This is a genomic window from Buttiauxella cochleicola, from assembly GCF_021282405.1.
Taxonomy (GTDB): Bacteria; Pseudomonadota; Gammaproteobacteria; order Enterobacterales; family Enterobacteriaceae; genus Buttiauxella; species Buttiauxella massiliensis.
Window position 1 is genome coordinate 296782 of the sequence record NZ_JAJSOU010000003.1, and the last position, 11486, is coordinate 308267.

Annotated in this window: 9 protein-coding genes; 6 read left to right on the top strand and 3 right to left on the bottom strand. The window is 51.8% G+C overall.

The features are described from left to right. Positions 1-5 precede the first annotated feature (5 nt). From LVQ79_RS05700 to LVQ79_RS05725, 6 genes are all read left to right on the top strand, one after another. On the top strand, positions 6-926 hold the full coding sequence (locus LVQ79_RS05700; protein WP_502258308.1) for an oxamate carbamoyltransferase subunit AllH family protein: 921 nt from the start codon (positions 6-8) through the stop codon (positions 924-926). Then, complete coding sequence (fdrA, locus tag LVQ79_RS05705; RefSeq protein WP_232864207.1) at positions 904-2454, top strand: acyl-CoA synthetase FdrA; 1551 nt, start codon at positions 904-906, stop codon at positions 2452-2454. The genes LVQ79_RS05700 and fdrA overlap by 23 nt, the downstream gene beginning before the upstream one ends. Next, entirely contained in the window at positions 2451-3863 is a 1413-nt protein-coding gene (locus LVQ79_RS05710) for a YlbE family protein (protein WP_232864208.1), read from the top strand. Before fdrA ends, LVQ79_RS05710 begins: the two co-directional genes overlap by 4 nt. Before the next feature lie 11 nt (positions 3864-3874). Next, positions 3875-5413, top strand: a complete 1539-nt coding sequence (locus tag LVQ79_RS05715) for a xanthine permease (protein WP_154155278.1) — start codon at positions 3875-3877, stop codon at positions 5411-5413. 99 nt (positions 5414-5512) lie between these two features. Then, positions 5513-6463, top strand: coding sequence for a carbamate kinase family protein (locus LVQ79_RS05720; RefSeq protein WP_232864209.1), 951 nt, complete (start codon positions 5513-5515; stop codon positions 6461-6463). 15 nt (positions 6464-6478) lie between these two features. Beyond that, positions 6479-7867, top strand: coding sequence for an amidohydrolase family protein (locus LVQ79_RS05725; RefSeq protein WP_232864210.1), 1389 nt, complete (start codon positions 6479-6481; stop codon positions 7865-7867). A gap of 85 nt (positions 7868-7952) precedes the next feature. Here the strand turns inward: LVQ79_RS05725 and LVQ79_RS05730 are convergent, their stop codons facing one another. From LVQ79_RS05730 to celB, 3 genes are all read right to left on the bottom strand, one after another. Then, positions 7953-9413 (bottom strand): TrkH family potassium uptake protein, encoded by a 1461-nt coding sequence (locus LVQ79_RS05730; protein ID WP_154155285.1) that lies wholly within the window; start codon positions 9411-9413, stop codon positions 7953-7955. Between the two features lie 154 nt (positions 9414-9567). Further along, positions 9568-9846, bottom strand: a complete 279-nt coding sequence (gene yahO, locus LVQ79_RS05735) for a DUF1471 family periplasmic protein YahO (protein ID WP_232864211.1) — start codon at positions 9844-9846, stop codon at positions 9568-9570. A gap of 214 nt (positions 9847-10060) precedes the next feature. Then, a complete protein-coding gene (gene celB, locus LVQ79_RS05740) occupies positions 10061-11419 on the bottom strand; it encodes a PTS cellobiose transporter subunit IIC (RefSeq protein ID WP_154155287.1) in 1359 nt (452 codons plus the stop codon). Positions 11420-11486: the final 67 nt, after the last annotated feature.

An 11486-nucleotide genomic window follows, 5' to 3' on the forward strand; every position in this document is an offset into this window, starting at 1 on the left:
GCACTATCGCCGGATATCTTCAGCGGCAGTGCCTTTTTGCACAAACGGCAGATAGCGCTTTTTTCGCCCCGGATTTATACGGTGATACAACAGGTTATGTTGAGCAGGTGTTTGACCGGGCGGTGAATATTCACCTCCCTGAAAGGCAACAGATCTTCACTTTGCTCAGTACTGATTGTGATAACGCACCAAATAGCTGTCGTTTAGCAGTAGAGCATTGTCAGAACCACTTTAAGCCCGGTGAACGGGTTAGTTTTCACAGTAACGGCATTGATATTGGCACAGATAAACGCATCGATTTCTCGCGCTGTACACGCTGGCAACCGGAAGCGTTTTTTCTAAGCCACACACGAATAAAACAGATTGATTGGCAACATCTTGCGCAAATGACACAGGCCAGTGTCATACAAAGTTCGTCACTATTTTATTTTCATGGCGATAATATTTTCTACCACGAAATGAGCCGCCTGCTGCAATTACACCGAAAGCAGCTTATATCAGCGCTAAATACAGGGAATTGCTCTGGGATTGAAAAAGGAATAAGTGGATTGCTGGGTTTAGGTATTGGACTAACACCATCCGGTGATGATTATCTGGCGGGCCTGAGTGCTGTTTTATTTATTACCGGGCATCCAGCGCGGAAATATAGAGATGTTTTTATTGTCGCTATCGAGAGAGAAAAACATAAAACCACGCAGCTAAGCGCTATTACGCTGCGTGAAGCTATTGACCAACGTTATCGTGAAACTATTTATGGTTTTATTTATCAGGTGGTCAATGGTGATTTAGAAAATATTCAGCAGTCTATTAACGAAATTAAAAAAATAGGATCGAGTTCAGGATGCGACATGCTTTGCGGCATGGCGGATGCCTTCGCTTTGACCAAAATTAACGGAGGAAATTATGTCGACCAGGATTGTAATTAAAAAGAACACCTATTTTGATTCTGTCTCACTGATGTCCATTTCAACCAAAGCCAACCAGCTTGACGGTGTGGAACAGGCATTTGTCGCGATGGCGACCGAGATGAACAAAGGGGTTTTAAAAAACCTCGGTCTGTTAAACGACGAACTCGAACAGGCCAAAAATGGCGACCTGATGATTGTGATTAAAGGCGCGAGCGATACGGCGAACGACGCCACTCTTGAAGCCATTGAAGGGCTCTTCACCCGCAAAGACAGCGGCAATTCACGCCACGAATCTCGTTATGCAACACTTTCCAGCGCGCATCAAAATATCCCTGAAAGTAACCTCGCGGTGATTTCGGTCAATGGTGCGTTTGCTGCCCGTGAAGCACGTCAGGCGCTGGAAAACGACCTCAACGTGATGCTCTTTTCCGACAACGTTTCCCTTGATGACGAACTGGCACTCAAGCAGCTTGCACACAGCAAAGGGCTGCTGATGATGGGGCCAGACTGCGGCACTGCGATTATCAACGGTGCAGCGCTGTGCTTTGGTAACGCGGTACGCCGTGGCTCAATTGGCATTATTGGTGCGTCCGGTACTGGCAGCCAGGAGTTGAGCGTACGTATCCATGAGTTTGGCGGTGGAATTTCACAACTTATCGGCACCGGTGGGCGTGATTTAAGCGAGAAAATCGGCGGCATCATGATGCTCGATGCAATCCAGATGCTGGAAGATGACGCGCAAACTGAAGTGATTGTTCTGGTTTCCAAACCGCCTGCTGAAGCGGTAGCCCGTAAAGTGCTGGAGAGGGCTAAAGCGTGCCGCAAACCGGTTGTGGTTTGCTTCCTCGGCACTAAAGAAGCACGTGAGGATGAAGCAGGTTTGCAGTTTGCCCGCGCCACGAAAGAGGCCGCGCTGAAAGCCGTTCTGCTGACCGGAATCAAAAAAGAGTCGCTGGACTTACACCCGCTTAACTGGCCGCTGATTGAAGAAGTCCGTGCGCGCATGAAACCTGAACAAAAGTACATTCGTGCGCTGTTCTGCGGCGGCACGCTGTGTGACGAAGCGATGTTTGCGGCACTGGAAAAATACCCGGACGTCTACAGCAATATCCAGCCGAACCCTGAATATCGCCTCAAAGACGTCAATGTCAGCGTCGCCCACACCTTCCTCGATTTTGGCGATGACGATTTCACCAACGGCAAACCACATCCGATGATTGACCCAACCAACCGTATTAGCCGCCTGTTGCAGGAAGCACGTGACCCGGAAGTGGGCGTGATCGTAATGGACTTCGTCTTGGGCTTTGGCTCCCATGAAGACCCTGTTGGTGTGATGCTCGACGCCATCAAAGAAGCGAAAGCCATTGCTGCCCGTGAAGAACGTAACCTGGAAATCCTGGGCTACGTGTTGGGCACCGATTTGGACACGCCATCGCTTGAAAAGCAGTGCCAAATGCTGACGGATGCGGGCGTTATCTGGGCAAGTAGTAGCACCAACACCGGTTTGCTTGCACGTGAGTTTGTTTGCAAGGAGAAAGCACAATGAGTTTATTCAACCAACCGCTAAATGTGATTAACGTCGGCATTGCAATGTTCAGCGATGATTTGAAAAAGCAGAGCGTTCCTGTGACGCAACTGGACTGGACGCCACCGGGGCAGGGTAATTTAGCTGTCGTTAAAGCGCTCGATTCCATCGCCGCGCCGGCACTTGCCGAGAAAGTAGCCGCAGCAAACAAACTTGCCGTTGAGCGCATCATCCAGTCACAGCCTGTTCTGGTGGGTTACGACCAGGCGATTAACGTGGTTCCGGGCATGATGCGCAACACCATTCTTCACGCCGGCCCGCCTGTTGCCTGGGAAGATATGTGTGGCGCGATGAAAGGCGCGGTAACGGGCGCACTGGTGTTTGAAGGGCTGGCGGCGAACATTGGCGAAGCCGCGCAGCTTGCCGCTTCCGGCGAAATCATCTTCTCACCATGCCACGAACACGACTGCGTGGGTTCTATGGCGGGCGTGACGTCTGCCTCAATGTTTATGCATATCGTCGAGAACAAAACCTACGGCAACCGCGCATATACCAACCTCAGCGAGCAGATGGCGAAGATCTTGCGCATGGGCGCTAACGACCAGAGCGTGATCGACCGTCTTTTCTGGATGCGTGATGTGCTTGGTCCCATGCTGCGCGATGCGATGAAACTGGCGGGTGAAATCGACCTGCGTTTGATGCTGGCGCAAGCACTGCATATGGGCGACGAGTGCCACAACCGCAACAACGCGGGCACCACGTTGCTGATTCAGGCGCTCACGCCGTGGATTATTCAGACTAACTTCACCGTCGCACAGCAGAAAGAAGTGTTCGATTTTGTCGCCAGCAGCGATTACTTCTCCGGCCCGACGTGGATGGCGATGTGCAAAGCGGCAATGGACGCGGCGCACGGTATCGAATACAGCACGGTGGTTACCACTATGGCGCGTAACGGCGTGGAGTTTGGCCTGCGCGTGAGCGGCTTGCCGGGGCAGTGGTTTACCGGCCCGGCGCAGCAGGTGATCGGCCCGATGTTTGCTGGCTACAAACCGGCAGATTCTGGGCTGGATATTGGCGACAGCGCGATTACCGAAACCTACGGCATCGGCGGTTTTGCTATGGCAACGGCTCCGGCGATTGTCGCGCTTGTCGGCGGCACCGTGGATGAAGCTATCGATTTCTCACGCCAGATGCGTGAAATCACGCTGGGCGAAAACCCGAACGTCACCATTCCATTGCTGTCGTTTATGGGCATCCCAACCGCCATTGATATTACGCGTGTGGGCAACAGCGGTATTTTGCCGGTGATCAACACGGCCATTGCCCACAAAGATGCGGGCATCGGCATGATTGGCGCCGGGATTGTCCATCCGCCGTTTGAATGTTTTGAGAAGGCTCTGCTCGCCTTTGGTGAGCGTTACTCTTTCTGAGGGATACCCCGATGACAAACGTTAAGCTTGAGTGGAAACGCGGTGACTGGGCGGCATATTTCGGGTTGATGACCAACAACCTGACCAACTTGCTGACCATGATGGGGTTACTCATTTTTGTAGTGGGTATTCCGACTGAGATTGTTTACGGGCGCATTGCGCCAGCCTTCGGGCTGGCGGTGCTGGTAGCGAGCATTTGCTACGCCTGGTTTGGCCTGCAACTGGCGAAAGAGACAGGGCGAAAAGATGTAACCGCACTGCCTTCCGGGCCAAGTGCGCCGTCTATCTTTACCGTGACGTTTTTGGTGCTGATGCCGGTATACCAGCAAACGGGTGATGCCGAATTTGCGATTCAGATTGGCCTGGTGTGGTGTTTTGTTGAAGCGATGATTCTGGTGGGTGGTTCGTTCCTTGGCGAAACCATCCGCAAGATGATCCCGCGTACCGTTCTGCTGTCGTGTTTGTCGGGCTTAGGTTTATTGCTGCTGGCGATGAACCCGATGCTTCAGGCATTTGAAGCGCCAACGGTTTCTTTCATTGTTCTGCTGCTGATTTTCATTAACTGGTTTGGCAAAAAGCCGATTTTTGCCCGTATTCCTACTGGCTTATTACTGCTGGTTGCCGGTACGGCACTGGCGTGGGTTTCTGGCCTGCAAAGCCCGGAAGCCATCAAAGCCTCGATGTCATCATTCGGCTTTAACCCGCCATCGATTCATGTCGATAGCTTCCTGCAAGGCTTGCCGCACGCGCTGCCTTATCTGGCATCGGCAGTTCCGTTGGGGCTGGCGAACTACATTTTTGACCTGGAAAACATCGAAAGCGCCCACGCGGCGGGGGATGAATACAACACCCGCAAAGTGATGCTGACCAACGGCCTGGCGTCAACGCTCGGCTGCCTGATGGGCAACCCGTTCCCGGTGACGGTGTACGTGGGCCACGCGGGCTGGAAGGCGATGGGTGCGAGTATCGGCTACACGTTGGCGTCCGGCGTCACCATGTTTATCGTGCCGCTGTTTGGCCTCGGTGCATTCATGCTCGCCATTATTCCGATGACTGCCATTGTGCCAATTCTGGTGTTTATCGGCGTGGTGACGGCAAACCAGGTGGTGCGAGAGACACCGAAAATAGAGGTGCCGGTTATTTTCATCTGCTTGTTCCCGTGGATAGCTAACTGGGCGCTGACCATGGTGAATAGCGTGATGGCCGCGGCCGGGACGTCGGCTGCGAAAATCGGCCCGGAAGCGCTGGCGCATAAAGGGGTGTTTTACCAGGGACTGGTGCATTTGGGCAACGGTGCACCGCTCGCCAGCATGTTGTGGGGTTGCGTGGCAATCTTCGCGATTATCAACAAGCCGTTACGCGGTGCGGTGGCTGCGGTTGTCGGTGCGTTGCTGGCACTGTTTGGCGTGATTCACGCGCCGATGGTCGGCTTTGCGCAGGGCAGTTCGCTGATGTTTGTCACCGCGTATTTGATGATGGGCGCGATGTTTGTGGTGAAGCACGTGCTCGACCGCCGTGAAGCGGCTTCTGAGGTTGTGACCTCGGTATAAAAAATGGCGGATGACGCGTACTTATCCGCCCTACGGTTTTGTAGGGTGGATAAGCCTCAGGCGGCATCTACCGGCCTTTGCCCTACAAGGATAAAAATAATGAAACAGCTCGTGGTTGTGGCAATTGGCGGCAACAGCATCATCAAAGATAACGCCAGCCAGTCGGTTGAACATCAGCAAGTCGCGGTTAAAGAAGTGGCCCAGACGGTGCTGGAAATGCTCTCGTCGGATTACGACATCGTGCTGACGCACGGCAACGGCCCACAGGTGGGGCTGGACCTGCGTCGCGCGGAAATCGCCCATGAGAAAGAGGGATTGCCGCTCACGCCGCTGGCTAACTGTGTGGCAGATACCCAGGGCGGCATCGGCTACCTGATTCAGCAGGCGCTGAATAACCAGTTGGGGAAACACGGAGACAAAAAAGCGGTCACCGTGATAACCCAAGTGGAAGTGGACAAAAACGACCCGAATTTCGCCCATCCAACCAAGCCGATTGGCGCGTTCTTTAGCGAACAACAGTGCGAGGCGTTAAAAGTGGCGCACCCGGACTGGCGGTTTGTGGAAGATTCCGGGCGCGGATACCGCCGCGTGGTGGCCTCGCCGGAACCGAAACGGATTGTCGAAGCCGATGCGATTAGCGCGCTGATTAAACAAGGCTTTGTGGTGATTGGCGCGGGCGGCGGTGGCATTCCGGTGGTTCGCAGCGAGCAGGGGGATTACCAAAGCGTTGATGCGGTTATCGACAAAGACCTGTCAACGGCGCTGCTGGCCCGCGAAGTGAACGCTGACATTCTGGTGATCACCACTGGCGTGGAGAAAGTGTGTGTTCACTTTGGCAAACCAGAACAACGAGCACTCGATGAAGTCACGGTTGAACAGATGGCGCGTTTTAGCGATGAAGGCCACTTCCCGCCTGGCAGCATGCTGCCAAAGATTACCGCCAGCCTTGCGTTCCTGCGCAACGGCGGCAAGCGCGTGATTATCACCACCCCGGAAAAATTATCCGTCGCCCTGCGTGGCGAAACGGGCACGCATATTGTGAATGACTAAGAGTGGGAGAACTCAATGAATAATGCAGAAAAAAGCCGCCGTGAATTTTTAAGCGGCGGCGGCAAAGTGGCGGCGGCCTGTGCGCTCTTTGGCGCGACCGGCTCGATGGCGTATGCTGCGAAACCAGCCTCCATCGCCTGTGAAACGGACAACCGCATGAGCGCCATTAAAGAATCCCATTACTACCTCGACAACGTGCTGCTGGAGGCTGGTTTTAGCCGCGACGGGCAGACTATTGTTGGCACGCAAACCGAGCTGAAAACGCTGGAAATTAAAGACGGCAAAATTGCGGCACTGCTCGCAAATAAACAGCATCCCGATGCCACCCTTGCCCATTACGATGCGTCAGGGAAACTGCTGCTGCCAGCGATGCGCGATATGCACATCCATCTTGATAAAACCTTCTACGGTGGCCCATGGCGTGTACACAACCGCCCGGCGGGAACCACCATTCTGGATATGATTGCGCTCGAGCAAAAACTCTTGCCGGAACTACAACCGGTCACACAGGAACGCGCGGAAAAGCTGATTGATTTGATTCAGTCGAAAGGCTCGACCATAGCTCGTAGCCATTGCAACGTTGAGCCAGTTTCCGGGCTGAAAAACCTCGAGAATCTGCAAGCGGTTCTGGAACGCCGTAAGTCTGGTTTTAGCTGTGAAATTGTCGCGTTTCCTCAGCATGGTTTGCTGCACTCGAACTCCGTTGCGTTGATGCGCGATGCAATGCAAGCGGGCGCTCACTACGTGGGTGGGCTTGACCCGACTAACGTCGATGGGGCGATGGAAAAATCCTTAGATGCCATGTTCCAGATAGCCATCGACTACAAAAAGGGCGTCGATATTCACCTGCATGAAACCAGTCCGGCGGGCATTGCGGCGGTGAATTATATGGTGGAAACGGTGGAGAAAACTCCTGAGCTGAAAGGCAAATTGACCATCAGCCACGGTTTTGCACTGGCGATGATGAACGAACAAGAAGTTGATGCGATTGCTACGCGTATGGCAGCGCAACAAATTACTATCGCGTCAACGGTACCGATTGGCACCATGCATATGCCACTCAAGCAGCTACAAGAGAAGGGTGTGTTTGTGATGACCGGCACCGACAGCGTTATCGACCACTGGTCGCCGTATGGCCTGGGCGACATGCTGGAAAAAGCTAATCTTTATGCGCAGCTCTATATGCGTGTGAGTGAGCTAAACCTTTCGCGCTCGTTGGCGATTGCCACAGGAAATGTGCTGCCGCTTAATGACAAAGGCGAGCGTGTGTGGCCAAAAGCGCAGGATGAAGCCAGTTTTGTGCTGGTGGATGCCTCATGTTCTGCCGAAGCCGTGGCACGTATCTCTCCACGAACCGCGACATTCCATAAAGGGAATCTGGTTTGGGGTGAACTTAGCGTGTAGTGAGCTAGGCTTACTGATCTCACGCTGTCAGATTGACTGCGTGAGATGTAAATAAGAAGCCGCTCTATGAGCGGCGACGTGAATATTAGCTCCTCCAGAACGTCCTCGAAAACAGAATCAACACCGGATAGATCTCCAGTCGGCCCAATAACATAGCCGCACACATTAAGTATTTTGCACTATCGCTCAACGTACCAAATCCTGCGGCAGTTTCACCAAACCCTAAGCCCATGTTGTTAATACAGGCCGCTACGGTGGCGAATGAGGTTAACAGGTCATATCCCTGCAAATTCAGCATCCAGATAAAAAAGCAGGTGCACACGACATAGAGGAAGAAAAAACTCCACACGGAACGCAGCACTCTGTCGTTAACGGGCGAGTTACCAATCCGAATACTCATGATGGCGCGCGGGTGTGCCAGTTGATGTACTTCATGGCGGGTTTGCTTAAATAACACCAGGAAGCGCAGCGCTTTGATCCCGCCACAGGTTGACCCTACACATCCGCCAAAGAAACTGGCGGACAGCAGCAGAACAATAGTGTGTACCGGCCAGGAAGCGTAATCGCTGGTTGAAAGGCCGTTATCGGTAATCATTGAACTGGTCAGGAAAAAGGCATGAACGAACGAGGCGGGTAGGGCGTACATTCCTGCGCGCCAGACTTCCAGTGTGATGATTAAAATCACAATGCTTGCGACCATCAGGAAGAATCGCAACTCCGCACTCTTGAGAAACGGCTTAATACTGCGACGTGCCAGGGCGACAAAATAGAGGGTGAAGTTGATGGCTGAGAGCAATGAAAAAGCCCCGGCGACAAGCTCAATAGCATAGCTGTTGTAAAAGCCGATACTTTCGGTGCGTGTAGAAAAGCCACCTAATGAGACGGTGGAAAGGCCATGACAAAGCGCATCAAAGAACGGCATTCCGGCAAGTTTGTAGGCAATTGTGCAGGCAGCACCCAGCAGCAAGTAAGTCAGCCACAAACTTTTGGCAGTATCAGCAAGACGTGGCGTAAGGCGCTCTTCTTTAAATGGCCCGGGCATTTCGGATTGATAAAGCTTCATTCCCCCAATACCCAGAAGCGGCAATACTGCCACAGCAAGCACGATGACACCGAGGCCGCCGATAAAGTTGAGCTGGGCGCGGTAATAGAGGATTGATTTTGGTAATAGGGAGACATCGTTAAAAACAGTGGCTCCGGTAGTCGTTATCCCCGAAACCCCCTCAAACATGGCATCAGCTAAAGATACGTTATAGCTGTCATCCAGCCACAGCGGCATGGCGCTGATTACTGAAAAAAGCAGCCAAAACAAAACGATGATAATAAAGCCATCGCGGGTTTCGAGTTGAATATTAGACCGGCCAGTCATCACCCAGGCCAGGCTTCCCAGTGTAAAAGTGATGAGAAAGGTATAAAGAAAACCGAACAGGCTGCGTTCTTTTTCAATTAAAGCCAGCAACATTGGCGGGATCATCGTCAGGCTGTAGAGAACAACTAAAAAAGCGCACAGATGAATCACAATTCTAAAACGGGTTGATATATACATCAGAGAAACCCAGATACCTTTGTTATTCAGGTATATCAATCAGGTACGGATGGCAAAGTATAGGGTATTTTGGGTAGGAAAGGTTATCTGGCTTTATTGTGAAGGGAAGCGTTATTAAATGGGCAACACAGGGGGTGCCCATTTAGAAGACAGGTTATTTCTTCTTGTATACGTTTGCGGTGCCGTGAATTTTATTCTCGGTATCTGCAGAAGTTACAACATAAAACTGACCACCCAGCTCATCGGCTTTCTTGGAGAGTTCTGCTTTGGCATCAGATGGTGACATTTCACCACTGGTGGTGATGGTACCTACTTTTACATACTGATCTTTATGGTCGTTATAGGCTTCTTTCGTCAACAGTTCTGCTGACAATGCACTGAATGATACTGCACCCAAAGTTAACGCTACCAATACACCCTTAGCTATCTTCATGACGAACCTCATCTTTGCTTATGGTAGATAAATTGTTTTCCCTACCTTTAGACTATGGTTCAGAACTGTATTTCTCGCCAACTAGGGAAAGAAAAATTTTGTTCAAAAATAGATGTATAAGAGATTGTTCAGTATTGAAAAGTATGATTATTGCTAACCTTATCTGAGAACAGCAGATAAAGGGTGAATGGGCACCATTCACCCTTCGCCGGGTTTACGACGTTACTTGCTCTGTTACAGGCGCTACTGAAGCCTCTTTTTGCGATTTACTGGCCTGTTCTTCACGATATTTCAGGTTATCCCAGATGCGGAAGAACGGGTAATACATCACCAGCGAAATCCCGAGATTGACGATTTGCAGCACGGAACCTGAAATATGCCCGCCGGTTGCCAGGTATCCGCTGACCACGATCGGTGTAGTGAACGGCAAGGCAATACCCGCAGGTTTGGCGACAAGCCCGGTGGTCATTGCTATATAAGAAACAATCACTAATACAACAGGGGTAAGAATAAACGGTACGACCAGATATGGGTTCATCACAATGGGAATGCCAAATACCATCGGTTCGCTGATGTTAAACAGGCTACCGGGGGCGGCGATTTTACCCAATTGTTTCATCTGCGCACTGCGACTGCGGATCAGCATAAATATCACCAGTCCGAGTAGGGCACCGGTGCCGCCAGGGGCAATCCACAAGTCATAAAATTGTTGAGTGATGATATGCGGAATAGGCAAACCGTTCTGGAATGCTTCGAGGTTCTCCGACATATTGCTCAACCAGACCGGACGGATAAATACCAGTACGATAGTGTCGCCATGCAGGCCCAGCATCCACAGAATACCAATCAGTAATACCGAGATAATCATACCTGGCAGTGAACCGCCGACATGACTCATAGGGATACCAACCAGTTCGGTAATCATCGTATTGATGTCGCCAAATGGTGTTGCCTCAACCAACAGTCGCAGCGCCAACACTACCGCTAAAACGCAGAAGCCTGGGATCAATGCAAGGAAGGATTTAGCTACCGCTGGCGGCACGCCTTCCGGCATACGGATAACCAGATTGCGGTTGTTGATAAAGCGGTAAATTTCGGTTGAAAGCAGTGCGATAAGGATGGCAACAAACAATCCCTGGCTGCCAATTTGCCCCATCGGCATTACGCCTTTCACTAACTGTGCCGCACCGCCCGTAGCGGGTGTAAACATGATGTGCTGCGGAATGGTCATGATAAACGCAACCAGAGACACGGCACCGGCAGTCAACGGATCGATAGTGCGGTACTTTTCTGCCAGGCGATAAGCGATACCAAAGGCGGAGATAATCGCCATGATGTCGTAGGTCGCCTTAACCGGATAGAGCACTTTTTCCTGCCAGGTTGGGCCGAAAAAGTCGCTCATCATTTGGGCATAACCCGGTATCGGCAGATAAGCAAAAATAAGGAAGAACGAGCCAATCAACATAAATGGCATGTTCAGAATGATACCGTCACGCACCGATAGCACATGCTTTTGCCCGGCAATTTTTAGCGCGGTTGGCAGTACATATTTTTCGATAATAGATTTGTTCATAGACACCCCCTGCCCGGATACCCTTCATACTTCAAGCCGTAGGTGCGTTGGCTGCACCCGCGCGCGC

Excerpts from the sequence above, each read along its gene's own strand:
- LVQ79_RS05725 (WP_232864210.1), top strand. The coding sequence starts at position 6,479 with ATGAATAATGCAGAAAAAAGCCGCCGTGAATTTTTAAGCGGCGGCGGC.
- fdrA (WP_232864207.1), top strand. The coding sequence starts at position 904 with ATGTCGACCAGGATTGTAATTAAAAAGAACACCTATTTTGATTCTGTC.
- LVQ79_RS05730 (WP_154155285.1), bottom strand. The coding sequence starts at position 9,413 with ATGTATATATCAACCCGTTTTAGAATTGTGATTCATCTGTGCGCTTTT.
- LVQ79_RS05710 (WP_232864208.1), top strand. The coding sequence starts at position 2,451 with ATGAGTTTATTCAACCAACCGCTAAATGTGATTAACGTCGGCATTGCA.
- celB (WP_154155287.1), bottom strand. The coding sequence starts at position 11,419 with ATGAACAAATCTATTATCGAAAAATATGTACTGCCAACCGCGCTAAAA.
- LVQ79_RS05715 (WP_154155278.1), top strand. The coding sequence starts at position 3,875 with ATGACAAACGTTAAGCTTGAGTGGAAACGCGGTGACTGGGCGGCATAT.
- yahO (WP_232864211.1), bottom strand. The coding sequence starts at position 9,846 with ATGAAGATAGCTAAGGGTGTATTGGTAGCGTTAACTTTGGGTGCAGTA.
- LVQ79_RS05720 (WP_232864209.1), top strand. The coding sequence starts at position 5,513 with ATGAAACAGCTCGTGGTTGTGGCAATTGGCGGCAACAGCATCATCAAA.